This is a genomic window from Streptomyces sp. NPDC004284 (assembly GCF_042874035.1).
Taxonomy (GTDB): domain Bacteria; phylum Actinomycetota; class Actinomycetes; order Streptomycetales; family Streptomycetaceae; genus Streptomyces.
On record NZ_JBIAMJ010000025.1, the window covers coordinates 61,608 to 85,730 of the forward strand.

The 24,123-nt window shown below is 73.2% G+C and carries 20 protein-coding genes; 8 read left to right on the forward strand and 12 right to left on the reverse strand.

All coding sequences use genetic code 11. The features are described from left to right. Together ACFYUS_RS37215 and helR are read right to left on the reverse strand one after the other, a co-directional pair. Positions 1-435 carry a VOC family protein gene (locus ACFYUS_RS37215; protein ID WP_388862419.1) on the reverse strand — a complete coding sequence of 145 codons (435 nt, stop codon included), beginning with the start codon at positions 433-435 and terminating at the stop codon, positions 1-3. 43 nt (positions 436-478) lie between these two features. Further along, positions 479-2,644 (reverse strand): RNA polymerase recycling motor ATPase HelR, encoded by a 2,166-nt coding sequence (gene helR / locus ACFYUS_RS37220; protein WP_388862421.1) that lies wholly within the window; start codon positions 2,642-2,644, stop codon positions 479-481. 279 nt (positions 2,645-2,923) lie between these two features. On the opposite strand from helR, the gene ACFYUS_RS37225 reads away from it, so the two are divergent. Genes ACFYUS_RS37225 through ACFYUS_RS37235 form a run of 3 tightly spaced genes read left to right on the forward strand, consistent with a single transcriptional unit; the run spans position 2,924 to position 4,314 of the window. Continuing rightward, positions 2,924-3,262: a hypothetical protein gene (locus ACFYUS_RS37225; RefSeq protein ID WP_388862423.1), complete on the forward strand. Its 339-nt coding sequence runs from the start codon at positions 2,924-2,926 to the stop codon at positions 3,260-3,262. Between the two features lie 60 nt (positions 3,263-3,322). After that, positions 3,323-3,985, forward strand: a complete 663-nt coding sequence (locus ACFYUS_RS37230; RefSeq protein ID WP_388862425.1) for an RNA polymerase sigma factor — start codon at positions 3,323-3,325, stop codon at positions 3,983-3,985. Next, complete coding sequence (locus tag ACFYUS_RS37235) at positions 3,982-4,314, forward strand: hypothetical protein (RefSeq protein WP_388862427.1); 333 nt, start codon at positions 3,982-3,984, stop codon at positions 4,312-4,314. The genes ACFYUS_RS37230 and ACFYUS_RS37235 overlap by 4 nt, the downstream gene beginning before the upstream one ends. A 54-nt stretch (positions 4,315-4,368) precedes the next feature. Here the strand turns inward: ACFYUS_RS37235 and ACFYUS_RS37240 are convergent, their stop codons facing one another. The 4 genes from ACFYUS_RS37240 to ACFYUS_RS37255 all read right to left on the reverse strand — a co-directional run bounded on the left by ACFYUS_RS37240 (position 4,369) and on the right by ACFYUS_RS37255 (position 9,157). Next, positions 4,369-4,683, reverse strand: a complete 315-nt coding sequence (locus tag ACFYUS_RS37240; RefSeq protein WP_388862429.1) for a hypothetical protein — start codon at positions 4,681-4,683, stop codon at positions 4,369-4,371. Positions 4,684-4,839: 156 nt separating this feature from the next. Beyond that, positions 4,840-6,438: a protein kinase gene (locus ACFYUS_RS37245; RefSeq protein ID WP_388862431.1), complete on the reverse strand. Its 1,599-nt coding sequence runs from the start codon at positions 6,436-6,438 to the stop codon at positions 4,840-4,842. After that, positions 6,435-6,998, reverse strand: coding sequence for a hypothetical protein (locus ACFYUS_RS37250; RefSeq protein WP_388862433.1), 564 nt, complete (start codon positions 6,996-6,998; stop codon positions 6,435-6,437). The genes ACFYUS_RS37245 and ACFYUS_RS37250 overlap by 4 nt, the downstream gene beginning before the upstream one ends. A gap of 104 nt (positions 6,999-7,102) precedes the next feature. After that, complete coding sequence (locus tag ACFYUS_RS37255; protein ID WP_388862463.1) at positions 7,103-9,157, reverse strand: N-6 DNA methylase; 2,055 nt, start codon at positions 9,155-9,157, stop codon at positions 7,103-7,105. A 250-nt stretch (positions 9,158-9,407) separates the two neighbouring features. Between ACFYUS_RS37255 and ACFYUS_RS37260 the strand changes: the two genes are divergently transcribed. Beyond that, the gene (locus ACFYUS_RS37260; RefSeq protein WP_388862435.1) at positions 9,408-10,157 is read left to right on the forward strand and encodes a DUF4190 domain-containing protein; all 750 of its coding nucleotides are present in this window, start codon (positions 9,408-9,410) and stop codon (positions 10,155-10,157) included. A 78-nt stretch (positions 10,158-10,235) separates the two neighbouring features. Continuing rightward, positions 10,236-10,985 carry a hypothetical protein gene (locus ACFYUS_RS37265; RefSeq protein WP_388862437.1) on the forward strand — a complete coding sequence of 250 codons (750 nt, stop codon included), beginning with the start codon at positions 10,236-10,238 and terminating at the stop codon, positions 10,983-10,985. Between the two features lie 78 nt (positions 10,986-11,063). Here ACFYUS_RS37265 and ACFYUS_RS37270 read toward each other — a convergent pair whose 3' ends face one another. The 3 genes from ACFYUS_RS37270 to ACFYUS_RS37280 all read right to left on the reverse strand — a co-directional run bounded on the left by ACFYUS_RS37270 (position 11,064) and on the right by ACFYUS_RS37280 (position 13,541). Then, on the reverse strand, positions 11,064-11,810 hold the full coding sequence (locus ACFYUS_RS37270) for an N-acetyltransferase (RefSeq protein ID WP_388862439.1): 747 nt from the start codon (positions 11,808-11,810) through the stop codon (positions 11,064-11,066). Between the two features lie 55 nt (positions 11,811-11,865). Beyond that, a complete protein-coding gene (locus ACFYUS_RS37275; protein ID WP_388862465.1) occupies positions 11,866-12,531 on the reverse strand; it encodes a DUF1524 domain-containing protein in 666 nt (221 codons plus the stop codon). A 113-nt stretch (positions 12,532-12,644) separates the two neighbouring features. Next, complete coding sequence (locus ACFYUS_RS37280; protein ID WP_388862441.1) at positions 12,645-13,541, reverse strand: hypothetical protein; 897 nt, start codon at positions 13,539-13,541, stop codon at positions 12,645-12,647. A gap of 62 nt (positions 13,542-13,603) precedes the next feature. On the opposite strand from ACFYUS_RS37280, the gene ACFYUS_RS37285 reads away from it, so the two are divergent. Further along, positions 13,604-14,284 (forward strand): TetR/AcrR family transcriptional regulator, encoded by a 681-nt coding sequence (locus tag ACFYUS_RS37285; RefSeq protein ID WP_388862443.1) that lies wholly within the window; start codon positions 13,604-13,606, stop codon positions 14,282-14,284. A gap of 30 nt (positions 14,285-14,314) precedes the next feature. On the opposite strand, the gene mfd is transcribed toward ACFYUS_RS37285, so the two are convergent. The 3 genes from mfd to ACFYUS_RS37300 all read right to left on the reverse strand — a co-directional run bounded on the left by mfd (position 14,315) and on the right by ACFYUS_RS37300 (position 21,434). Continuing rightward, positions 14,315-17,848: a transcription-repair coupling factor gene (gene mfd / locus ACFYUS_RS37290; protein WP_388862445.1), complete on the reverse strand. Its 3,534-nt coding sequence runs from the start codon at positions 17,846-17,848 to the stop codon at positions 14,315-14,317. A gap of 227 nt (positions 17,849-18,075) precedes the next feature. After that, entirely contained in the window at positions 18,076-20,649 is a 2,574-nt protein-coding gene (locus tag ACFYUS_RS37295; protein WP_388862447.1) for an ABC transporter permease, read from the reverse strand. Then, complete coding sequence (locus ACFYUS_RS37300; RefSeq protein WP_388862449.1) at positions 20,646-21,434, reverse strand: ABC transporter ATP-binding protein; 789 nt, start codon at positions 21,432-21,434, stop codon at positions 20,646-20,648. The genes ACFYUS_RS37295 and ACFYUS_RS37300 overlap by 4 nt, the downstream gene beginning before the upstream one ends. A 195-nt stretch (positions 21,435-21,629) precedes the next feature. On the opposite strand from ACFYUS_RS37300, the gene ACFYUS_RS37305 reads away from it, so the two are divergent. Together ACFYUS_RS37305 and ACFYUS_RS37310 are read left to right on the forward strand one after the other, a co-directional pair. After that, positions 21,630-23,141 (forward strand): MFS transporter, encoded by a 1,512-nt coding sequence (locus tag ACFYUS_RS37305; RefSeq protein ID WP_388862451.1) that lies wholly within the window; start codon positions 21,630-21,632, stop codon positions 23,139-23,141. Positions 23,142-23,236: 95 nt separating this feature from the next. Further along, entirely contained in the window at positions 23,237-23,578 is a 342-nt protein-coding gene (locus ACFYUS_RS37310; RefSeq protein WP_388862453.1) for a hypothetical protein, read from the forward strand. Positions 23,579-24,123: the final 545 nt, after the last annotated feature.

A 24,123-nucleotide genomic window follows, 5' to 3' on the forward strand; every position in this document is an offset into this window, starting at 1 on the left:
TCAGTCGAGGCAGAACTCGTTGCCCTCGATGTCCTGCATGTTGATGCAGGACTCGTTCTCCCCGTCGGCGTACAGCGTCTTCAGGTGCGTCGCGCCCAGCGCGACCAGGCGCGCGCACTCGGCCTCGAGGACCGCGAGGCGCTCGTCGCCCACGAGGCCGGTGCCGGCGCGGACGTCGAGGTGGACGCGGTTCTTGACGGCCTTGCCCTCGGGGACGCGCTGGAAGAGCACGCGGGGACCCTTGCCGGAAGGGTCGGTGCACCCGAAGTAGACGGGCCGCTTCTCGGCCGGCAGCGAGTTCTGGTACTCCTCCCAGGTGTCGAAGCCCTCGGGGACCGGCGGGAGGACGTACCCGAGCACCTCGCACCAGAAAGCGGCGAGGCGTATGGGCTCCGCGCAGTCGATGGTGACCTGGAGTTCCTTGATCGCTGTCATCGGGCCACCGTAGCAAGGGGGCCCGGCGGCGCTCATTCCCTTTTCAGGGACGGCCCGTCGAGGCGCTCGTCAGGATCACCAGGCGCTGGGTCGCGCGGGTCATCGCCACGTACCGGTCGACCGCGCCCTCGACGCCCTCGCCGAAGGAGTCCGGGTCGACGAGGACCACGAGGTCGAACTCCAGGCCCTTGGAGAGGGACGGGGTGAGCGAGCGGACGCGGGGGCGCTCGTGGAACGCCGGGGCGCCGATGACGCAGGCGACGCCTTCGGCGTTCTCGGCGAGCCAGGCGTCGAGGACGGCGTCGAGGTCGGCGACCGGGGCGTGGGTGACCGGGATGCCGTTGGCGCGGACGGACGTGGGGACGTTGGCGTCCGGGAGGGCGGCGCGGATGACCGGCTCGGCCTCCGCCATGACCTCTTCCGGGGTGCGGTAGTTGACGCTCAGGGACGCCATGTCGACGCGGTCGAAGCCGACGCGCTCCAGGCGCTCGCGCCACGACTCGGTGAAGCCGTGGCGGGCCTGGGCGCGGTCGCCGACGATCGTGAAGCTGCGGGAGGGGCAGCGGAGGAGGAGCATCTGCCATTCGGCGTCGGTGAGTTCCTGCGCCTCGTCGACGACGATGTGGGCGAAGGGGCCGTCCAGCGGCTCCCGTTCGGCCGTCGGCAGGGCGTTCTCGTCGACCAGGGTCTCCTGGAGGTCCTTGCCCCGGAGCATCGTGACCGCGCCCTCGCCGTCGGGGTCGGCCGCGACGATGCTGTCGATGACGCCGGCCATGCGCTCGCGTTCGGCGGCGACGGTGGCCTTGCGCCGGAGGTTGAACCGGGCGGTCGCCGGGTCGCCGAGGCGCTGCCGGGCCGCGTCCAGGAGCGGCAGGTCGGAGACCGTCCACGCCTGGGCGTCCGCGCGCCGCAGCCGCTTGACCTCGTCGGGTCCCAGCCAGGGCGCGCACATCCGCAGGTACGCGGGGACCGTCCACAGGTCGCCGACGAGGTCGGCCGCCTCCAGCATCGGCCAGGCGCTGTGCAGGGCCCCGGTGAGCTCCCGGTCCTGGCGCAGGGACTTGCGGAACTGCGCCTCGGGGACCTCCTCGCCGTCGTACTTGTCGAAGAGGATCGAGACCAGGTGCTCCCAGATCTGCTCGCGGGCCTCGTTGTGCGGGGTGCCCGGCTCCGCCGCGTCGAAGGCCTCCGCCCAGTCGGCGGCCGTCAGCGGGATGTCCGACCAGTGGGTGGAGACGGTCATGCCCTCGGTGGGCGGCTCCTCGTAGAACGCGACGGCCTTCTCGATCGCCTTCACCATGTCCGCCGTCGACTTCAGACGGGCGACCTCCGGGTCGGTCTCCGCCGGCGCCTTCGCGCCCTCGGCGACCAGGTCGCGCACGGTGCAGGTCCGTACGCCCTCCTCGCCGAGGCTGGGCAGGACGTCGGCGACGTAGTTCAGATAGGGCTGGTGCGGGCCGACGAACAGCACGCCGCCGCGGCGGTGCCCGAGCCTCGGGTCCGAGTAGAGGAGGTGCGCGGTGCGGTGCAGGGCGACGACCGTCTTTCCCGTACCGGGGCCGCCGTCGACGACGAGGGCGCCGCGCGAGCCCGCGCGGATGATGGCGTCCTGGTCGGACTGGATCGTCGCGAGGACGTCCCGCATCCGGGGCGAGCGGTTGCCGCCGAGGCTGGCGATGAACGCGGACTGGTCGTCGAGCGCGGCGTGCCCTTCGAGGCCCTCGGCGGTGAAGACCTCGTCCCAGTAGTCCGTGATCCGGCCGCCGGACCAGCGGTAGCGGCGGCGGCTCGCCAGGCCCATCGGGGTGGCGTGCGTCGCCGCGAAGAAGGGTTCCGCCGCCGGGGAGCGCCAGTCGATGAGGAGCCGGCGGCCGGTGCTGTCGGTGAGGCCGAGGCGTCCGATGTAGACCGGCTCGGCGTCGTCCGCGCCGACCACGCGCCCCAGGCACAGGTCGAGGCCGAAGCGGCGCAGCGTCCGCAGGCGGCCGCTCAGCCGGTGGATCTCCGCGTCCCGGTCCATCGCCTCCCGGCCCACCCCGCCGGGCGCCTTCCGCTCGGCGTCGAGCTGCTCGGACAGCTCGGCGATCGTCTCGTCGAGGCAGCGGGCGATGGCCGCGAAGTGCTGCTCGTCGGCGGCGATGAGCGCCGGGTCGGCCTTGGGGGCGAGGTTGCCGGCGAGGTCGAACACACCGGCAATGAGGGACGTCATGTAGGGGATCTCCCGCTTTCGGTCGGCTGGCTTTCGAGGTGCGATTCTGCGCCCCCGAGGGGGCCTTGCCGCAAGCCCCCCTGTGCGCTATACGTTAAAAGAGCGGGAGGTGTGTCGTCCCTCCTCGCCGATCCCCCCTCATTCGCCTCAGGGGCGTCCCGGGGGAAATTTCTCGGACACGATCCGCAACCTCGGGCGGTGCCGCACGTCTGGTGGGTTGAAGGCGCCCTTCAGCTGATGTTCCAGACCGTGTTTCCGACACCTCCTCGGGAGAACCCCATGTCCAGCCACGCCAAGCCCAGGATCCTGGCCGTCGCCATCGGTGCCGCGCTGCTCCTCGGCGGCGGCCTCGCCGCGCAGGCCGTCGCCGACACCGCGCCGAAGCCGGCCCCCGTCGCGCCGAAGGTCGTGACCGTGCCGAAGCCGAACTCCGTCCCGGCGAAGCCCGCGCCCGCCGCGCCGAAGGTCGTGACCGCGCCGAAGCCGGGGGCGGCCCCGAAGCCCGCGCCCGCCGCCCCGGAGCCGGTGGCGGCGACGAAGCCCGTCCCCGCGTCCACGCCCGCGCCCGCCCCCGCGCGCGCCGGTGACGCGCCCCGCGTGATCGCCCCCGGCAAGTAGCAGTACCAGGCGAGCGGGCGGGTCCGGGAAGGGCCCGCCCGCTCCGACGGATCGAGGCCCATGCCGTACGCCCTTCCCCTGCCCCTGGCGCCGTCCTGGTGGTCCCGGCTGCTCGCGCGCGTGCCGGTGCGGGAGCGTCGACCGCAGCTGCGCGCCGTCGCCCCGCACGGAGGGGGAGCCACGCCGTACGGAGGGGGAGCCACCCCGCACGGAGGGGGAACCACCCCGCCGACCCTGACCGAGCTCTACCGGACGCGGCGGCTCGACATGGTGCGGCTCGCGTTGTTCCTGGTGGACGACCTGCCGACCGCCGAGGACGTCGTGCAGGACGCGTTCGCCGCCGTGTGCCGCGCCTACGGCACCTCGCTGGACGGGCTCCAGGACCCCGGGGCGTACCTGCACACCGCCGTCGTCAACGCGGCCCGCTCCGTGCTGCGCCGGCGCCGCACCGCGCGCGCGTACATCCCGCCCCACCCGGGCACCGGCGCGCCCGTCGACGAGGGGCTGCTGCTCGCCGAGGAGCACCGGGACGTGCTCGACGCGCTGGCGGAGCTGACGCGGCGGCAGCGCGAGGTCCTGGTGCTGCGCTACTGGTCGGAGCTGTCGGAGGAGCAGATCGCGCGGACGCTCGGGCTCTCGCGCGGCACGGTGAAGTCCACGGCGAGCCGTGCGCTCGACGCCCTGGAGCGGAAGCTCATGGAGAGAACGGAGACGGGTCGATGACCTCCCCTGTCGAGGAGCGGCTGCGCGCCGCTCTCGCCGCCCGCGCCGCTCTCGTCACCTCCCGCGACCTGAGGCGCGACGCGCCTCCGCGGGGACGCCGGTGGGGGACGCACCGGGTGGCCTCGGTGGCGTTCGCGGTGCTCGGGACGGCCGCCGCCGCGGCCGCCGTGTGCGTCCTCGCGCTGCTCCGGGGCGGGCCCGTGGCCCCGGAGCCGGTGCCGCCCGCCCGTCCCCCGGCGCTCACTGGCACTCTCCCGACGCCCGCGACGACTCCTTCGTCCCCGGTCGCCCCGTCCGTCTCGGAGCCCCGGCCGGTGGGGTCGCCGTAGGACGCGGAGAAGGCCGGAACCCGATCGGTTCCGGCCTTCTCGGCTGTGCGGGAGTTACTTCTTGACCGCGTCGAGGCAGAGGACGAACTTGTCCGCGTCCCACTGCTGCGCGAGCCCGACCTCGCCGACCTCGCCGCACTTGTCGAGGTCGAAGGTGTTGTCGACGACCTTGACGACCTTGTAGAGGTCGGCCTTGCCGGAGGAGCAGTCCACCGAGTCGACCTTCGGGTCGTTCTCCGGACCGCTGACCGTGACGCAGTCGCCGGCCTTGGCGTGCACCGGGGCGTCGCCGGTGAGGTAGGGGATGCCGAGCTTCACGGCGACGGCGACGATGATCGCGACGACGACGCCGCCGACCTTCTTGAGCATGGAAGTTCCTTGCTGGACGTGGACCTGATCAGACGCGAACGTTACATGCACCAAAACAGGCAAAAAGGATCATGAAGATCCACTTCACGATCAGTTGTCGAGTCGTGATCCCCTCGCCTCGCCAGGGTCACGATCCGTCCACCCGAAGGAGCCGTTTCAGGGCCTTCGCCCCAGCTGGCGCTGGTGGTCCAGGGAACGCCGCAGGTCCACCGGGAGCGCGTGGTACGGGCCGTACGCGCGCTCCGCGTCGAACAGGAGCCGCTGGAGCTCGTCCTGGCCGGCCGCGTGCTCGCCCGCCGCGAGGAGCAGCAGCCCGATCCGCTGCCGGATGTCGAAGGACCGGGCCAGGTCCTGCGCGTAGTACGGCAGGACCGTGCGGAACTCCGCGAGCGCGGCGGCCGTCTCCCCCAACTGCTCCAGGCACAGGGCCGCGTCGTAACGGAACTGGAGGAACTGCGGGTCCGTCGGGCCCGCCTCCGCGCCGCGGTCCTCCGCGAGCCGGCGCAGCTCCGGCAGCGCGCGCCGGTACTGGCCGTCGTCCATCAGCGTGGACGCGTACTGCTTGCGCAGGATGCGGACGACCGGCGACCGCTCGCCGTGCTCGGCCGCGGCGGCGGGGAGGATGTCGCCGAGCAGGTCCACGGCCTGGGTGAGCGAGCCCTCCCCGAGCAGCCGCTTCACCTCGTCGACGGCCGCGGCGACGTCGGTTCGCGGCGGTGGCGACCCGCTCGCGTAGATCCGGGGGTCGGTACGGGGATCGGTCCTCGGATCGGTGCGGGGAGCCGCCGGCGCGGACGGGGGCATCGGCGGAACCGGGGGAGGCACGTGCGCCGCCCTCGCCGTCGCGCGGTCCGGCCAGGGCGCGTGCGGGCGCAGGAACGGCCGGGTCGGGTCCAGCGGCCCCGCCGGGGCACCGCGCGCGGGCAGCAGCGGCAGCAGGTGCTCGTACACCTCGTGCGCGCCGGACGGCCGCGCCTGCGGGTCCTTGGCGAGCAGCCGCAGGACCAGCGCTTCGAGCGCCTCGGGGACCTCGGGCCGCAGCTGCCGGAGCGGCGCGGGCGGCTCGTACAGGTGCCGGTGCAGCACGCCGAGCGCGGTGGATCCGGCGAACGGCACGTTCCCGCTGAGGAGTTCGTGGAGCAGGACGCCCAGCGCGTACAGGTCGGTGGACGGGCCGACGGCGCCGCCCATGGCCTGCTCCGGCGCCATGTACGCCGGGCTGCCGATGGGCGAACCGGTCTGCGTGAGCCGGGTCGTGTCCGTGTCCAGGACGGAGGCGACGCCCAGGTCGAGGACGGTCATCGTGCCGTCCGGACGGATCATCACGTTCCGCGGCTTGAGGTCGCGGTGCACGATCGGCACCGCGTGCACGGCGGCGAGCACCGCGCACAGCTGCGCGGCCACGCAGACCGCCCACTCCCAGGGGTACGGGTCGTGCTCGGCGAGGTGGTCGGCGAGGTCGGAGCCCTCCACGTACTGCATGACGAGGTAGAGGTCGTCGCCGTCGCTGCCGGCGTCGTGCACGGTCACCAGGCCGGGGTGGTCGACCTGCGCGGTCACCCGGCACTCCCGCACGAAGCGGCGCCGCAGCTCCTCGGCGGCGGTGGCGGGGCCGGTCATGGTGGCCGGGCGGAGCAGCTTCACCGCGACCCGGCGGTCGAGCCGTCCGTCGTACGCCGTCCAGACCTGGCCCATCCCGCCCTGGCCGATGACGGTGGCGAGCTCGTAACGCCCGCCGATGACCCGCCCGTTCACCTGCGGTCTTCGCCTTCCCCGGAGTTGTTGCCCCGCAGCAGGTCGCTCAGCTCGTCGAGCTCGGCGCGGACCTGGTCGATGCGGGGGGCGGGCGTGACGGGCGGCGGGGCGACCGGGCGGGCGTACGGGTTCTGGTCGCCGAGCGCGCCCGGGACCGTGACGGCGGAGGCGTGGTCGTACCCCGGCGGGCGGTACGCGGGAACCGCGCCGCCCCGGTCCAGGCGGCGGATCTCCGTCACCAGGTAGTACGTGACCGGGCCCGCCACCAGGAGCATCATGATGCCGACGGCGGCGAAGGCCTCCGCGGTGGTGGCCTCCTTGTCGCCGGTCACGCCCGCGTACGTGAAGAGGCCCGCCGCCACCGCGAACGTCACGCCGAACAGCACCCAGTCCAGCGCCCTGCGGGTGAGGACCGCGACCCGCAGCATCGGCGCCCAGGCCAGGAAGCCGCAGCTGAGCAGCGCGAGCGCGCAGAAGAGGACGAGCAGCCCGACCCGGCCACCGGTGACGGGGCTCTTCGGCGGCTGCGGAACCTGCGGGGCCTGCGGAGGGCCGTACATCCTGCTGCTCCTGCTCGGACGGATCGGGTGCGGAGACGAGCGTATACACCCCTGCGGACAACGGCTCCGGGATACCCGGAACCGTTGTCGAACCGAGCGGTCGCCTACGGGGCCACCGTGCCGTCCGCCAGACCGTCGTACAGGCCCTGCACCAGCTGGTCGCCGAGGCGGGCGGCCAGCCGCAGCGACTCCTCGAACTCGGCGAGCGCCCGGAACCGCTCCCCGAACCGGCGCTGTTCGGCCAGGGGCAGGCGCGGCAGCTGGAGGCGGCGCACGTCGAGCCGGGTCGCGGTGGAGGCGTAGCTGCTGGCCTGCCGGGTGTTGGCGGTGGCCCGGAGGAACCCGGCCAGGAACCAGGGGTCGAGGGCCGCCTGATCGGGGCGCAGCAGCTGGAGGTTGCGGCCGAGCGCGGCGCCCTCGGCGGAGGCGTCGACGACCCGGACGGCCGCGCCGCCGCCGAGCACGGGGACGACGACGTCCCCGGCTTCGAGGAGGACCGGCTCCTCGGGCGGGCCGTCGGGCAGCGTCCCGGAGGGCGGCTGGGCGGCGAGGACGTCGTGGTCGGTGAGGACGGCGACCGGGGCTCCGGCGGGGGCGGTGCCCGCGCCGCCGGCGCGCAGGGCGAGGGCTCCGGCGCGGGCGAGTTCGCCGACGGTGGTCGTGGGCCGGCCGAGGCCGCCGCCGGGGGCCGGGTCGGTCACGGGCGGCGGGGTCAGTTCGCGGGTCCGGTGCAGGGTCCGGTCCAGCCGCTCGCGCACCCCGGACAGCTGCGCCGCGCCCTCGGCGGCGGCCGGCGGCGGGAGGTGGCGGGCGGGGGCGAGGTCGACGTCGTCGTCGAGGAGTTCGATGACGGGCACGGAGCGGCTCGCGCCCGGGGTCCCGGCGAGGGTCCCGTCCCGGTCGAAGGCCGTCCAGGCGTCCAGTACGGCGGTGTGGACGGTCGGCCAGTCGATCCGGTCGCGGGTGTCGCGGGCCGGGCCCGCGTGCTCGGACGCGGTGTCGACGAGGAGGAGTTCGGCGGGGTGCCGCTCGCCCGGGACGGGCCTGCGCAGCACCCAGAGGTGGAGCGGGATGCCGTACGGCGGGGCGGCGCCGGCCGGGAGGGCGACGACCGCGCGCAGGGCGCCCCGGCGGAGCAGGTCGGCGCGGATGCGGCGGCCGGAGCGGCGGGAGGCGGCGGCGGGCGGCATGAGGAGGACGGCGGTGCCACCGGGACGCAGGCGGGCCAGGGCGTGCTGGACCCAGGCGAGTTCGGACTCCGTGCGGGCCGGGAAGCCGTACTCCCAGCGCGGGTCGTAGGCCAGTTCGTCGTGGCCCCAGTTCCGCTCGTTGAACGGCGGGTGGCACAGGACGGCGTCCGCCGCGAGCGTCGGGAAGGCGTCGGCGCGCAGGCTGTCGCCGGACCGGACGCGGATGTCGGCGTCGGTGGCGAGCGCCAGGCGCAGGGCGGTGAGCGCGGCGAGGTCGTGGTCGGCGTCCTGGCCGCAGACGGCGCCGGGCCGCTCGACCGCGCTCAGCAGGCCGCCGGTCCCGGAGGCGGGGTCGAGGACGGTGAGCGGGACGCCGTCGTGCTCCGGCTTCGGGGGTGCCGCGAGCGCCGCCATGAGGGCGGCGGGGCCGGGCGGGGTGAGCGTGTACTGCCGGGGGTTGGCGTCGAGGTGACGGCCGAGCAGGAACTCGAAGGCCGCGCGGACCCCGGTCTCGGCGGCGAGCTCGGCGGCCCCGCGCACCAGCGGGACGGAGACGGCGAGCGCGGGGGCGCCGGGGGTGAGGACGGCCCGCTCGGGGCCGAGGCGCTCGGTGAGCGTCTCCTCCAGGGCGACGGGCAGCACCTCCGCGAGCCGCTCGTCGGACAGCTCGGCGAGCGTGGGCCAGGCCGCGGACCTGTCCCGTACGAGGAGGAGGGCGCAGCCCGCGTGGACGAGGGCGGTGACGGCGCCGGCCGGGTGGCCCGCGACCTGCTGCCAGACGCGCTCCTTGAGCGGCACCTCGGCCAGCTTGCCCTGGGCGCGGAGCCACCGCTCGACGTCCGCGAGGGCGAAGGAGGGGCTGGTCTCCGTGCCGCCGACGGGCTTGGGGAAGTCGGGGTGGCGGCGGCGCCAGTTGCTGACGGCGGCCCGGCCGACCCCGGCGAGCCGGGCGATCCCGGCGGCGTTCACCTCGGCGGCGTTCACCTCCGCCGTGCCGCCCGGCTGCTCCGCACCCGCCTCTGCTGCGTTCTCCGGCACGTGACTCACTCCCCTGGCTCGCCCCTCTGGCTGTGACACCCATCCTAGCGACGGACGCCCGCCACACCACTTCACAGTGTGAGCCGATCCCTTTTTCGTGAACCGTGTTGACTCGGTTCACAGGCTCTGCTGTGATTGACCCATCGCACCAGACATCGCCTTCGTCCGGGAGGACACACCCATGTCGTACGACACCCAGGTCCCGCCTGCCGCCGCCCCGCAGGCCATGCGCAACGGCCTCGGCACCGCGGCCCTGATCCTCGGCATCATCGGCACGCTGTCCGGTCTCATCCCGCTCTTCTTCTGGCTGGCCGGCATCCTCGGCCTGATCGCCCTGATCCTGGGCCTCGTCGGCAAGGGCCGCGTGAAGCGCCACGAGGCGAACAACAAGGGAGTGGCGCTCACCGGCGCGATCCTGGGCCTCGCTGCCCTGATCCTCTCGGTCGTCGGCGCGGTCATCACGTTCACGGCCGTCAAGGACGCGGTCGACCAGATCGACAAGGGCATCAAGGACGCGGCCCCGAAGGACCCGGCCCCGAAGAACCTCGCGGACGGCGACAGCTCGGTCTACGACGACAACCTCAAGGTCACGGTCGCGGACCCGAAGCCGTACTCCCCGAGCGAGGTCGCGGCCGGCCACACCGCGGGCAACAAGGCCTACCAGGTGACCGTCGTCATCGAGAACGGCTCCAAGAAGAAGTTCGACGCCGTCGGCGTCACCCTGACCGGCCGGGCCGGGAAGAACGGCGTCGCCGCCGAGCAGATCTTCGACGAGAAGGTCGGCACGGGCTTCCAGGGCAGCATCCTGCCCGGCAAGAAGGCCACCGTCACCGTCGCCTTCGACGCCCCCAAGGACGCCGAGGACCTGACCGTCGAGGTCAACCCCGGCTTCAACTACAACGCCTCCCAGTGGGAGCTGAAGGTCGGCTGACCCAGGCCGGACCCCGCACCACGAGGACCGGGGCCCTTCGGGGCCCCACCCGCCGTACGACCCTCCCGGAGAACCACCATGCACGCCGCCCTCCGCCCCCGTCGAGCCGCCCTCACGGCCGTCCTGTGCACCGCCCTCGCCCTCGGCACCACCGCCTGCGCCCGCTTCTCGGCCGAACCGGAGTCGGACGGGCCCTTCGGGAAGCTGACCGGTGCACAGATCGTCAACGAGGCCTTCATGGCGACGAAGAACGCGAAGTCCCTGACCGTGGACGTCGACCTGAGGTCCCCCGAGGAGCCGGTGAAGGGCTACCTCTCCCTCGACGGCCGGGGGAAGTGCGCCGGGACGCTGACCATGGGCACGAACGACACCGCCGAACTGGTCAAGGTCGACGACAGGAACGTCTACCTGCGCTTCGACGAGGCCTTCCTGCGCGAGCAGGTCAAGGACGAGAGCCCGGAGGTGCAGGAGGCCACCGTCAAGCAGCTGAAGGGCCGCTGGGTGAAGTCGCCCGTCTCCGACCCCGACAGCAAGGACATGCTGGCGCTCTGCGACCTGAAGGGCCTCCTCGGCGAGTTCGAGCCGGGCGCGAGCGACATCGTGAAGGGCGCCGAGACCACGGTCGGCGGGCAGCAGGCGCTGACCCTGACGGAGTCGGACGGCGACGGCGAGAGCACCACCGTCCACGTGGCCACGGAGGGCACCCCGTACATCCTGAAGATCGTCACGAAGGGCGGCGAGGAGCCGGGGACGATCACCTTCTCCCACTACGGAAAGCCGGTCGTGGCCGAGGCCCCGGCGGCGAAGGACGTCGTCGAGACCGACTGACCGACACCCCCTGTACGTGAGAGGGCCGCCACCCGGGGGGAACGGCCCTCTCACCCGTCCCTCGGACGGTTCGGCGGATCAGACGCGGTGACGCACCCACACATTGGGCTCGACATAGACCGCGTAGCCGCGCGAGGCCTCGCAGTGGACCGGGACCAGCGCGCCCTCGACCTCGACCGGGCCGTCCGCGTCGAAGGGGAGGCCGGTCCACTTCCGCCACTGCTCGACGGAGCCGGAGACGGTCATGGAGGCCGGGGCCACCTTGTCGATCACGCCGCCCGCGCGCACGTGGACGCGGAGCCACGGGTCCTGCGGCAGGCCGTCGGCCTCCCGCGTGCGGAAGGCGTACTCGTGGATGGAGGACACGGCCTCCAGGTGCTTGCCGTTGGGGCGGACCGGGGCGACCAGCTCGGCGAAACCGAGCCGGCGGACGTTCTCCCGCATCGCGGCGAGCATCTGGTACGAGACGCCCTTGCCGAGGTGACCGAGGTCGACGGTGATCTCGATCGCGCTCACGGTGTCGGCCTCCCGGCCGTGCCGCAGATCGGAGAAGGCCCAGTTCAGGACCTCGTCCCAGCCCCGGGCGGGCAGCTCGCCGCGCCCCTCCGCGCCGAGCCGGAAGGGCACGCTGAAGCCACGGGCGACGACCGCGCCCCCGGCGTCGGTGGCGACGAGCACGTACTCCGGGAACTCCCGGACGATCCGGCCCATGTTGGCCCAGCCGACCGGGTCGTACAGCACGAACTCGGGCCACAGGTCCTTCATGGACCACATCGCCCCTTCGAGCTCGGGTCGTTCGGCGAGGGTCGATATGTTCAGGTCCATGCGGCCAGGTTAAAGATCGTTCACGGAGTGCCCAACCGTTTTTCCCGCGGGGCCCCTACGGGAGCTTCTGCCGCGGGCAGCCGCCGAGGACCCGCTTCATCGCGTCCCGCTCCCCCGCCGTCACCCACACCCCGTACTTCTTCTTCACCGCGACCTGCCGGGCCACGTACGTGCAGCGGTAGGCCTGGTTCGGCGGCAGCCAGGTGGCGGCGTCGCCGTCGGACTTGCGGCGGTTGGTGGCGGCGTCGACGGCGAGGAGGTTGAGCGGGTCGTTGGCGAAGCGGCGCCGGGTCTCGCCGTCCCACTTCTGCGCCCCCTTCTGCCAGGCGTCGGAGAGCGCGACGACATGGTCGATGTCGACCTGGGAGCGGCCCCGGACGTAGCGGACGGTGGTGCCGGTGTAGGGGTCGTCGGTGAGGGTCCCGGAGGCGACCTTGCAGTGGCCGTCCGTGAAGCGGACGCCGGTCAGGTCCCGCTTGAGTATGTCGTCCCGGGTGCCGCAGCCGTTCTTGTCGACGTCCACCCAGGAGCGGCCGAACTTCTCCCGCTCGTACCCGGTCTTCGGGGCGCGGCCCTTGACGGTGAGGGTGTCCACGGCGGCGAGCGCCGTGCCGGGCGCGGCGGGCTTCGCGCCCGGGCCGCCCCCGCTCCGGGAACAGGCGCCGGCCGTGAGCGCGACGGTGACGGCGAGGGCCGCGGGCAGGATCGTTCGACGTGTCAGCACCCTGGGATCCTAGGCCGCGGCGCACCGGACCCTTGGGATCTTCGGTCCCGAATCGGACGGACCGAAGGCCCGGGATCGACGCGCCGTCAGATCCCTCCGTCGGCGCGCCGTCAGATCCTTCCGATGCCGAGGGTGTTCTCGGAGGGCAGCAGGCCGGAGCCGACGATCGTGAGCCAGGGCCCGCCCAGGAGGGCGTCGAGCCGGGCGGTGTCCTCGGCGCCGAGGGCCTCCCACGGCCCCGCGGCCAGTTCGTCCGTACGGCGCTCGACCTCGGCGCGCAGGGCGCGGCCGGCGTCGGTGACCGTCCCCGCCGGGTCGAGGAGACCGCGGGCGGCGAGGCGCTCGCGGGCGGCCTCCCAGGCGTCCGCGCTCCAGCCCCGGGTCTCGAAGACCGGTTCCGGCGCGGCCCCGACGGCCGCGAAGGAGACGAGCGACTCGGCCGGGTCGAGCCCCGCGGCGATCAGGGCGGCGATGTGGCCGTCGCCCCGGTGCTCGCGGAGGATCGTCGCCGCCTGCCAGAGGACGAGGTGCGGGGCGTCGGGCCAGGGCAGCTCGGCGTGGGCGGCGGCGAGCGGACGGCCTTCGAGACCGGCCGACCCGGCGGCCCGGCGGGCGATCCGGGCGGCCTCCGCGAACGCGGGGCCCTCGACGACCTCCTCGCCGAGCAGGGCCCGGTAGGACCGGTCGACGGCCCGGAGCCGGGCGGCGAGGACGTCGGCGGGGGCGGCGACCTCCCAGGCGGCGGGGACGTGCCGGGCGACCTTCTCGGGGCTGAAGCCGTAGAAGGCGGACGTGACCCGGACGGGCCCGACGGGGCCGAGGGCGGCGGCGCGCCACGCGAAGTAGGAGGGCCAGCGGTCGGCGGTCCCGTACCCGAGGGCGCCGGCCTCGTCGAAGGCCTCGGGGGCGTAGTAGAGCACGGAGTGCAGGGGTTCGAGCAGGTGCCACATCTGACGTACGCGAGCGGTGTCCACGGGGTCCTCCCTCGACCGACAACATCTTGTCATCGACAAGATTGCGCGCCGGGGTGCGAACTTGTCAATGACAAGATGAGGGCTAGGCTGCTGCCATGACGAGCGAGAACAAGACGAGCGACGGCAGGACGGACAGCGACAGGACCGGCGGCGACAGGACCGACAACGGCAGGACCGGCGGCGACGGACCGGGCGGCCGGGCGGGCCGGAGCACCTACCACCACGGCGACCTGCGGCAGGCGATCCTCACCGCCGCCCTCGACGTGATCGCCGTCGAGGGCCCCGGGGCGCTGAGCCTGCGCGACCTCGCCCGCCGCGCGGGCGTCTCGCACGCCGCGCCCGCCCACCACTTCAAGGACCGCACGGGCCTGCTCACCGCGATCGCCGCCCAGGGCCACGAGCTCCTCGCCGCCGGCCTCGCGGGCACGCCCGAACTGCGCGAACGGGGAGTGCGCTACGTGCGCTTCGCGGTGGAGCACCCGGCGCACTTCCAGGTCATGTTCCAGCCGGAGCTGCTGCGCGCCGACGACCCGGACCTCCTCGCCGCCAAGGAGCGCGCCTCCGCCGAACTCCGCGCGGGCGTCGCCGAACTGCGCGACGTCCCCGACACCCGCACGGCCGGCATCGCCGCCTGGTCGCTCGCCCACGGCTTCGCGACGCTGCTCCTCACCCACAACATGCGGGAGGCGATCGGCGAGCTCGACCCCGAGGAGTACTTCCGCTCGCTCACCGGCCTGCTCTTCTCGCAGGCCGGGAAACAGCACGGCGCCCCCTGAGACAGGGGGCGCCGCGCGACGGCTCCGGACTCAGCCGCCGAGGATCGTCGTCAGGAACTCGCCCGTCCACGCGAGGAGTTCACGCCCCACCACCGGCTTGCCGCCGATCTTTCCGGTCGTCGGGCGCGGCACCAGGATCTGGTGGACGGCCGGCTTGATGACGGACTTCGGGTGGAGGCGCTTCAGCCTCAGCTCCTGGGACTCGCGCAGCTCCACCGGCGCGAAGCGGATGTTGGAGCCCTGGAGGACGATCTCGCCGACCCCGCACGCGCGCGCGAGCATCCGCAGGCCCGCGACCAGGAGCAGGTTCTCCACCGGCTCGGGCAGCTTGCCGTACCGGTCGGTGAGCTCCTCGCGTACGGCCCTGATGTCCTCCTCCGAGTTCGCGGAGGCGATCGAGCGGTAGGCCTGGAGCCGCAGCCGCTCGCCCGGCGCGTAGTCGTGCGGCATGTGGGCGTCGACCGGGAGCTCGATCTTCACCTCGAGGGGCGCCTCCTCCTCGACGCCGCCCTCCATCTGCGCCCGGTAGTCGGCGACGGCCTCGCCGACCATCCGCACGTACAGGTCGAAGCCGACGCCCGCGATGTGACCGGACTGCTCGCCGCCGAGCAGGTTGCCCGCGCCGCGGATCTCCAGGTCCTTCATGGCGACGTACATGCCGGCGCCCATCTCGGTGTGCTGGGCGATCGTCGCGAGCCGCTCGTGCGCGGTCTCCGTGAGCGGCTTCTCCGGCGGGTACAGGAAGTACGCGTACCCCCGCTCCCGGCCACGCCCGACACGGCCGCGCAGCTGGTGGAGCTGGCTGAGGCCGAAGTTGTCGCCGCGCTCGACGATGAGGGTGTTGGCGTTGGAGATGTCGATGCCGGACTCGACGATCGTCGTCGAGACGAGCACGTCGAACTTCTTCTCCCAGAAGTCGACCACGACCTGTTCGAGCGCCTGCTCCGACATCTGGCCGTGGGCGGTCGCGATCCGCGCCTCGGGGACGATCTCACGAAGGCGGGCGGCCGCCCGGTCGATCGAGTCGACCCGGTTGTGGATGTAGAAGACCTGGCCCTCGCGCAGGAGTTCACGCCGGATCGCGGCGCCGATCTGCTTCTCCTCGTACGGACCGACGAAGGTGAGGACCGGGTGCCGCTCCTCCGGCGGGGTGGTGATCGTCGACATCTCGCGGATGCCGGTGACCGCCATCTCCAGGGTGCGCGGGATCGGGGTGGCGGACATCGTCAGCACGTCGACGTTCGCCCGGAGCTTCTTCAGCTGCTCCTTGTGCTCGACGCCGAAGCGCTGCTCCTCGTCGACGATGACCAGGCCCAGGTCCTTGAACTTCGTCTCGGAGGAGAAGAGGCGGTGGGTGCCGATGACGACGTCGACCGAGCCCTCCCGCAGCCCCTCCATCGTCGCCTTCGACTCGGTCTCCGTCTGGAACCGGGACAGCGCCCGCACCTTCACCGGGAACTGCGAGTACCGCTCGCTGAACGTGCCGAAGTGCTGCTGCACGAGCAGCGTCGTCGGAACGAGGACCGCGACCTGCTTGCCGTCCTGGACGGCCTTGAAGGCGGCCCGCACCGCGATCTCCGTCTTGCCGTAGCCGACGTCGCCGCAGATCAGACGGTCCATGGGGACCGTCTTCTCCATGTCCTCCTTCACCTCGGCGATGGTGGACAGCTGGTCGGGCGTCTCCGCGTACGGGAAGGCGTCCTCCAGCTCCCGCTGCCACGGGGTGTCCGGGCCGAAGGCATGACCGGGGGCCGCCATGCGGGCGCTGTACAGCTTGATCAGATCGGCCGCGATCTCCTTCACGGCCTTCTTCGCGCGCTGCTTCGTCTTCGTCCAGTCCGCGCCGCCGAGCCGGTGCAGGGTCGGCGCCTCGCCGCCCACGTACTTGGTGACCTGCTCCAGCTGGTCGGTCGGGATGTACAGCCGGTCGCCGGGCTGGCCGCGCTTCGCGGGCGCGTACTCGACGAGGAGGTACTCGCGGGTCGCGCCCTGCACGGTCCGCTGCACCATCTCGACGTACCGGCCGACGCCGTGCTGCTCGTGCACGATGTAGTCGCCGACCTCCAGGGTCAGCGGGTCGATCGTCTTGCGGCGCTTGGCGGGCATCCGCTGCCCGTCCTTGCCGGCCGCCTTCTGCCCCGACAGGTCGGTCTCCGTCAGCACCGCCAGCTTGAGCGCCGGATCGACGAAGCCGTAGTCGATGGAGCCGGTGGACACGTGCACGACGGCCGGCGAGATCTCCGCCAGGTCGGCGTCGAGGCGGGCGGCGATGCCCTCGCCGCCGAGGACCTCGACCGTACGGGACGCGGGGCCGTGCGCCTCCGTCACGTACACCGTCCGCCAGCCGTCGGCCAGCCAGCCCTTGGTGTCGGCGAGCGCGCGGGCCGTGTCGCCGCGGTACGACTCGGGGGCGTGCATGCCCAGCGTCAGCGTGTCCCCGCCGACGTCCACCGCGTCCGCCGCGAACGGCGACACCGACCACCAGGCCATGCCCAGCTCGCCCGCCCGGTCCCGTACGTCCGCGATCCCCCACAGCGAGGCCGCGCCGACGTCGATCGGGGCCTCGCCGCCGCCGGCGGTGGCGGCCCAGGAGGCCTGGAGGAACTCCTGGCTGGTCGCGACGAGGTCGGCGGCCCGGGTCCGCACCCGCTCGGGGTCGCAGACGACGGCCATCGACCCCTTGGGCAGCACGTCGAGCAGCAGCTCCATGTCGTCGACGAGGACGGGCGCGAGGGACTCCATGCCCTCCACCGCGATCCCCTCGGCGATCTTGCCGAGGAGTTCGCCCAGCTCGGGGTGGGCCTCGGCGAGTTCCCGGGCCTTCGCGCGCACGGAGTCCGTCAGCAGCAGCTCCCGGCAGGGCGGCGCCCACAGCCCGTGCTCGGCGACCTCCAGGGACCGCTGGTCCGCGACCTTGAAGTACCGGATCTCCTCGACGTCGTCGCCCCAGAACTCGATCCGGAGCGGGTGCTCCTCGGTCGGCGGGAAGACGTCCAGGATGCCGCCGCGCACGGCGAACTCACCGCGCTTCTCGACGAGCTCCACACGGGAGTACGCGGCGGCCGCGAGCCCCTCGACGACGTCGTCCAGATCGGCGGTCCGGCCGCTCCTGAGAGCCACCGGCTCCAGGTCCCCCAGGCCCTTGACCTGCGGCTGGAGCACGGACCGGATGGGCGCCACGACGACCGAGACGGGACCGGCGGCGGGGTCGTCCCCGCTCGGGTGCGCCAGCCGCCGCAGCACGGCGAGCCGGCGCCCGACCGTGTCGGAGCGGGGCGAGAGCCGCTCGTGCGGCAGGGTCTCCCAGGAGGGGTACTCGACGACCGTGTCCGGGTCGAGGAGCGACCGCAGCGCCGCCGCCAGGTCCTCGGCCTCCCGGCCGGTCGCCGTCACCGCCAGCACCGGCCGCCCCGAATCCCTGGCCAGCGCGGCCACCGCGAACGGCCGCGCCGCCGCCGGCCCGACCAGGTCCACCTGCGGGCGGTTCCCGTCGGCCGCGGCCTTCACCGCCTCGGCGAGGGCGGCGTCCTTGACGACGACGTCGAGCAGACCGTGCAGACTCATGGACTTCCATCCCCGGTTCGGACAACGCGAACGACCCGACACGTCTCACGGGCCGGGTGATGCCGGACCCCCACGGCCCGACGCGCCCCAGCCTACGACGTGCCACTGTCACGCGCCCGAAGGAACGCGTGCCGCCGCCGTGCGGGCGATCGTCCCGGCAGCACGGCGGCCCCGGCGGACCTGGCAGGGTCCACCGGGGCCGCGCCCCCCGTTCCGTCCCGCGAGGGCTACTCGCTCGCGATCGCGTTCAGGACGTTCATCCGCCCCGCCCGGAACGCCGGGACCAGCGCCGCGAAGAGCCCCACGAAGGCCGAGCCGATGAAGACCGTGAGGATCGTCGGCCAGGGGATGTCGAGGACGCCGAGGCCTTCGAGCGCCAGGAGCTTCTGGGCGGCGGTGCCCCAGCCCATGCCCAGGCCCAGGCCGAGGAGCGCGCCGAAGAGGGCGATGACGACCGACTCCAGACGGATCATGCGGCGCAGCTGGCGGCGGGAGAGGCCGATGGCGCGCATGAGGCCGATCTCTCGGGTGCGCTCGACGACCGAGAGGGCGAGGGTGTTCACGACGCCGAGGACGGCGACGACGATGGCGAGGGCGAGGAGCCCGTAGACGATGTTGAGCAGCTGGCCGACCTGGTTCTGCAACTGCTCCTTGTAGTCGGCCTGGTTGCTGACCTTGTACTGCGGGTACGGCGCGAGGGCGTCCTTGAGGGCCTCGTACGCGGCGGTCTCCTGGCCGTCCTCGGCACCGGCCAGGATGAGCAGGCTGCTCGGCACCCGGTCGGCGGGGAGGTACCGGGAGAGGGTGGAGACGTTCGTGTACATCGCCCCGTTGTCGACCTGCCCGGTGTCCGTGGTGATCGCGGCGACCTTCAGCTTCGCCGTGTCGCCGCCCTTGAAGGCGACGGTCAGGACGTCGCCGACCTTCACGCCGTGCTTCGTCGCGTACTCGCTGCCGACGGACATGGCGTTCTTGCCGTAGGCGTCGGCGAGCGTGCCCGCGGTGATCTCGCGGCGGACGTCCTTCACGTACGTCGGGTCGGTGGCGGACAGGTTGAGCTCGTCGGCCTTGCCGTGCGGGTCGGTGACGGTGACGTCGACCCACTTGTAGGTGGTGACGTGGTCCAGGCCGGGCGTCTTCGCCAGTGCGGCCTGCGCCTGCGGCACGATCGGCTGTCCCGTACCGGACTGGACGATGAAGTCGGCGCCGACGGAGCGGTCGAGTTCCTCGGTGGCCGAGGCGACCATCGAGGAGCCGACGACGGAGAGGCCGGCGACGAGCGCGAGGCCGATCATGAGGGCGGCGCCGGTGGCGCCGGTGCGGCGCGGGTTGCGGAGGGCGTTGCGCTCGGCCATCCGGCCGACGGGTCCGAAGATCCGCAGGACGACGACGCCGAGGCCGCGGACGACGAAGCCGGCGAGGAGCGGGCCGACGACGACGAAGCCGAGGAGGGTGAGGACGACGCCGAGGCCGAGCCAGAGGGAGCCGGGTCCGGCCTCCGCGGCGCGGGCCGCCGCGACCAGGGCGGCCGCTCCGGCGGCGGTGAGGACGAGCCCGAGGAGGCCCCGCACCCGGCCGGCCTTGCCGTCGGCGGGGGTGCCCGCGTCGCGGAGGGCGGCCATCGGGGAGACCTTCCCGGCCCGGCGGGCGGGGACGTACGCGGCGAGGACGGTGACGACGATGCCGAGGGCGAGGCCGACGGCGGGGGTCGTCCACTTCACGGTGAGGTCGCGGGTGGAGAGCTCCATGCCGATCGAGGACATGATCTTCATGAGCCCGACGGCGAGGCCGACGCCCGCGGCGACACCGGCGACGGAGCCGACGAGGCCGAGGAGGACCGCCTCGACGAGGACGGAACGGTTCACCTGCTTGCGGCTGGAACCGATGGCCCGCATGAGGCCGATCTCGCGGGTCCGCTGGGCGACCAGCATGGAGAAGGTGTTGACGATGAGGAAGATGCCGACGAGGAAGGCGATCGCGGCGAAGCCGAGCATCGCGTACTTCATGACGTCGAGGAATCCGGCCATGCTCGCGCGGCCCGCGTCGGCGACCTCGGCGGCGGTCTGGATCTTGTAGCCGCCGCCGAGCGCGGCGGCGATGTCCCTCTTGAGCGCGTCGTGGCCGACACCGGGCTTCGCGTCGACGGTGACCTCGGTGAACACGCCTTCCTTGCCCAGGAGTTCACGCTGAGCGGTGGCGGTGTCGAAGTAGACGACGGTGGCGCCCGGGTTGGTGACCTTGAAGTCGACGATGCCGGAGATCTTCGCGGTGAAGTCGCCGGTGACGGCGATGGTCCGCAGCTCGTCCCCGAGCTTCAGGCCGTGCTTCTCGGCGGTGGCGCCGTCGACGACGACCTCGGTGGGGCCGCGCGGCTCGTGGCCGGAGGCGAGCTCCACCGAACGCAGCGCGTCGGTCGACCAGTTGACGGCGATCGTCGGGGCGCCGCCGTCCGGGCCGACGTTCTCGTTCTTCGCGTCGACGACGGTGACGCTCGTCGACGTGACCGAGCCCCGCGCCTCCTCGACGCCCCCGACCTTCCCGACCCGCTCGACGAGCGAGGCGGGGAGGGCCTCGGGGCGACCGCTCTGCGGCAGCTCGTCGGGGTCCGCATCGCTCTTCGGGCTGACGGTGACGTCGGATGCGGTGGAGGCGAAGAGCTTGTCGAACGTCGTGTTCATCGTGTCGGTGAAGACGAGCGTCCCACTGACGAAGGCGACGGACAGGAGGACGGCGACGGCGGAGAGCGCCATGCGGCCCTTGTGCGCGAAGAAGTTGCGCAGCGAGGTCTTGAGGACGGTCACGACGTCCGCCCGCGCGCGTCGAAGTCCTTCATCCGGTCGAGTACGGCGTCGGCGGTGGGCCGCTCCATCTCGTCCACGATCCGCCCGTCGGCGAGGTAGAGCACCCGGTCCGCGTAGGAGGCGGCGACGGGGTCGTGGGTGACCATGACGATCGTCTGCCCCAGCTCGTCCACGGACGTGCGGAGGAAGCCGAGGACCTCCGCGCCGGCCCGCGAGTCGAGGTTTCCGGTGGGCTCGTCGCCGAAGATGATCTCGGGCCGTGCGGCGAGCGCCCGGGCCACGGCGACGCGCTGCTGCTGACCGCCGGAGAGCTCGTTCGGCCGGTGCTTGAGCCGCTCGGACAGCCCGACGGTGTCGACGACCCGCCGCAGCCACTCCGCGTCGGGCTTCCGCCCGGCGATGTCCATCGGCAGCGTGATGTTCTCGATGGCGCTCAGCGTGGGCAGCAGGTTGAACGCCTGGAAGATGAAGCCGATCCGGTCCCGGCGCAGCTGCGTGAGCTTCTTGTCCTTGAGGCCGGTGATCTCGGTCTCGTCGAGGAAGATCTGCCCGCTGCTGACCGTGTCGAGCCCGGCGAGGCAGTGCATCAGGGTCGACTTGCCGGAGCCCGACGGCCCCATGATCGCGGTGAACTGGCCGCGGGCGATGTCCACGTCGACGGAGTCCAGCGCGACGACCCGGGTCTCCCCCGAGCCGTACGCCTTGACGACCTGACGCGCCCGCGCGGCGACGGCCGTACGCCCTCCAGTACCCCCGTGCCTGGGGATGGTCACAGCCGTGGTCACGGTTTTCTCCTTGGAGCGACGGGTGGGATGCGTACGTTCAAGTTAAGGAGCGGGCACGGCACTTCACCTCCTCCGCCGGTACGAACGACCCCTGGGCCGCATGGGGGGAGGTTCCCCTAGGGGCTTCTCCACCCGTGGTCCTAGTGAGACCCTGGCCGCGCCCATTTAGGTGTACGAAGAAAGGAAAGGTGTGCGGTGACGGAACCGTCCACGACGCGGGCCGGAGCCGATCCGGCGCCCGCGTCCGCCCCCGCTCCCGCTCCCGCGCGCCGCGGCCCCGTGGTCCTCGCCCTCATGCTCGCCATGGGGCTCGCCGCCCTCGACGGGACGATCGTGTCCACGGCCGTCCCCCAGATCGTCGGGGACCTCGGCGGACTCTCCGTCTTCTCCTGGCTCTTCTCCGGCTACCTGCTCGCCGTCACCGTCACCCTGCCGGTGTACGGGAAGCTCAGCGACACCTTCGGCCGCAAGCCCGTCCTCATCGCCGGGACCGTCCTCTTCCTCATCGGCTCCGTGCTCTGCGCCGCCGCCTGGAACATGGCCTCCCTGATCGCCTTCCGCGTCGTCCAGGGCCTCGGCGGCGGCGCCCTCCAGGGCACCGTCCAGACCATCGCCGCCGACCTCTACCCGCTGAAGGAACGCCCCAAGATCCAGGCGAAGCTGTCCTCCGTCTGGGCCACCTCCTCGATCGCCGGCCCGGCCCTCGGCGGCCTCCTCGCCGGCTACGCCGACTGGCGCTGGATCTTCCTCGTCAACCTGCCCGTCGGCCTGCTCGCCCTCTGGCTCCTCGCCCGCCACCTGCGGGAACCCGCCCGCACGGCCCCCCGCGAACGCGTCCGCGTCGACTGGGCCGGCGCCCTCGCCATCTTCGCCACCGGCGCCGTGCTCATCACCGCGCTCGTCCAGGGCGGCGTCGCATGGCCCTGGCTCTCGGCCCCGTCCCTCGGCCTCCTCGGCACCGCCGCCGCCCTCGCCGCCCTCACCGTCGCCATCGAGCGCCGCGCCGCCGCACCGATCATCCCCGGCTGGGTCTGGCGCCGCCGCACGATAGCCGCCGTCAACCTCGCCCTCGGCGCCCTCGGCCTGCTGATGGTCGCCCCGACGGTCTTCCTGCCCACGTACGCCCAGTCCGTCCTGGGCCTCGGCCCGATAGCCGCCGGCTTCGTCCTCTCCTCCTGGACCCTGAGCTGGCCGATCACGGCCGCGCTGTCGAACCGGGTCTACACCCGCATCGGCTTCCGCCTCACGGCGATCCTGGGCATCTCGCTCGCCCTGCTCCTCCTGCTGGCCTTCCCGCTCCTGCCGTTCCCCGGCGAACCCTGGCAGCCGGCCCTCCTGATGCTGCTGCTCGGCGGCTCCCTCGGCCTCTTCCAACTGCCGCTGATCGTCGGCGTGCAGTCGACCGTCCCGTACGAGGAGCGCGGTACGACCACCGCCTCCGTCCTCTTCTGCCGCCAGGTCGGCCAGAGCGTCGGCGCCGCCCTCTTCGGCGCGATCGCCAACGGCGTCCTCGCGGCCCGCCTCGGCACCGACACCGACCTCGACGCCCTGGCCCCCGCCCTCGCCGCCACCGACTCCGTCCGCCGCGCGGTCGCCGCGGCCGTGGACTGGGTCTACCTGGGCGCGGCCGGGGCCGCTGCCCTCGCCCTCCTGGCCCTGCTCACCCTGGCCCCCCGCCGCTTCCCGGTCCTCCAGGAGGAGGACTGAGTACGTACCCGCCCGCGAGATGAGCAGCCGCGCCCATGCCCGGGCGGCGCCCCGGACCCGACGATGAGGTCACCCCGTCCGAAGGAGCCGCCCCCATGAACCCCGACACGTACGCGACGCTCTACGGTCCCGCCCGCCCGGCGCCGTCCCGCCGGGGGATCGGCGTCGCCGTGGTGGCGGTTCTGCTGTGGTCGGCCGCCCTGACCCAGCTCGGGCTCCTGGGGTTCATCGCCCTGTGGGCGGAGGCCGACGCCGGGCCCACCGAGGGGCTCCCGCTCCACTGGCCACCGATCCCCCTCGCCATCGCGGCCGTACCGATCGGCCTGCTCCGCACGCCCGCCGTCCGCCGCCTGTCCGCCCCGGCCCGCGCGCTCGTCACCGGCCTCGCGCTCTGCCTGATCGCGGTCGGCCTCACGGTCGTCCTCGCGGCCGCGTGACGGAACCCGGGAGCGGCTGGAATGGAGTCCAAGGCCGGAAACGCTCGCTCTACCCGATCCCTCTTGATCACTTCTGATCCGTCCCGAAGCGCCCGCTCATGCGGCATGCCGGTCTGTCGGCACTGACCCCGGTCCGGGCCCCGTGTCGTGTTCCACGGCGTGGGTGACCTGGGCATTCGACGAACAGACGTGGACCGCCACGACTTCAGAGGGCGGTGGCAACATGGCGTCGGCAGGTCTGTACCCGGAGCTCGACGAGGCTGCGCTCACCCGGTTCGTCACCGCGCTGGAGGGCGGCAGCACCTCGACGCTGTCCTCCGAGTCCTGGACCCGGGCTGGAAGGCGGCGTTGCGGAACGATTCCCGCGTCAGGGACACGGACGCGGGGGGGGGGGGGGGGGGGGGGGGGCGGGGGGGGGGGGGGGGGGGGGGGGGCCGGCGGGCCGCCGGTCGGGGCGGTCCGGGCGGGGGGGGCCGGGCGGTGCGGGAAGGCGGCCTCGGCCGCGCGCAGCACCTGCTGCCACAGGGACAGCGGGGGCGGGGCGA

Excerpts from the sequence above, each read along its gene's own strand:
- ACFYUS_RS37215 (WP_388862419.1), bottom strand. The coding sequence starts at position 435 with ATGACAGCGATCAAGGAACTCCAGGTCACCATCGACTGCGCGGAGCCC.
- helR (WP_388862421.1), bottom strand. The coding sequence starts at position 2,644 with ATGACGTCCCTCATTGCCGGTGTGTTCGACCTCGCCGGCAACCTCGCC.
- ACFYUS_RS37225 (WP_388862423.1), top strand. The coding sequence starts at position 2,924 with ATGTCCAGCCACGCCAAGCCCAGGATCCTGGCCGTCGCCATCGGTGCC.
- ACFYUS_RS37230 (WP_388862425.1), top strand. The coding sequence starts at position 3,323 with ATGCCGTACGCCCTTCCCCTGCCCCTGGCGCCGTCCTGGTGGTCCCGG.
- ACFYUS_RS37235 (WP_388862427.1), top strand. The coding sequence starts at position 3,982 with ATGACCTCCCCTGTCGAGGAGCGGCTGCGCGCCGCTCTCGCCGCCCGC.
- ACFYUS_RS37240 (WP_388862429.1), bottom strand. The coding sequence starts at position 4,683 with ATGCTCAAGAAGGTCGGCGGCGTCGTCGTCGCGATCATCGTCGCCGTC.
- ACFYUS_RS37250 (WP_388862433.1), bottom strand. The coding sequence starts at position 6,998 with ATGTACGGCCCTCCGCAGGCCCCGCAGGTTCCGCAGCCGCCGAAGAGC.
- ACFYUS_RS37260 (WP_388862435.1), top strand. The coding sequence starts at position 9,408 with ATGTCGTACGACACCCAGGTCCCGCCTGCCGCCGCCCCGCAGGCCATG.
- ACFYUS_RS37265 (WP_388862437.1), top strand. The coding sequence starts at position 10,236 with ATGCACGCCGCCCTCCGCCCCCGTCGAGCCGCCCTCACGGCCGTCCTG.
- ACFYUS_RS37270 (WP_388862439.1), bottom strand. The coding sequence starts at position 11,810 with ATGGACCTGAACATATCGACCCTCGCCGAACGACCCGAGCTCGAAGGG.
- ACFYUS_RS37280 (WP_388862441.1), bottom strand. The coding sequence starts at position 13,541 with ATGACAAGATGTTGTCGGTCGAGGGAGGACCCCGTGGACACCGCTCGC.
- ACFYUS_RS37285 (WP_388862443.1), top strand. The coding sequence starts at position 13,604 with ATGACGAGCGAGAACAAGACGAGCGACGGCAGGACGGACAGCGACAGG.
- mfd (WP_388862445.1), bottom strand. The coding sequence starts at position 17,848 with ATGAGTCTGCACGGTCTGCTCGACGTCGTCGTCAAGGACGCCGCCCTC.
- ACFYUS_RS37310 (WP_388862453.1), top strand. The coding sequence starts at position 23,237 with ATGAACCCCGACACGTACGCGACGCTCTACGGTCCCGCCCGCCCGGCG.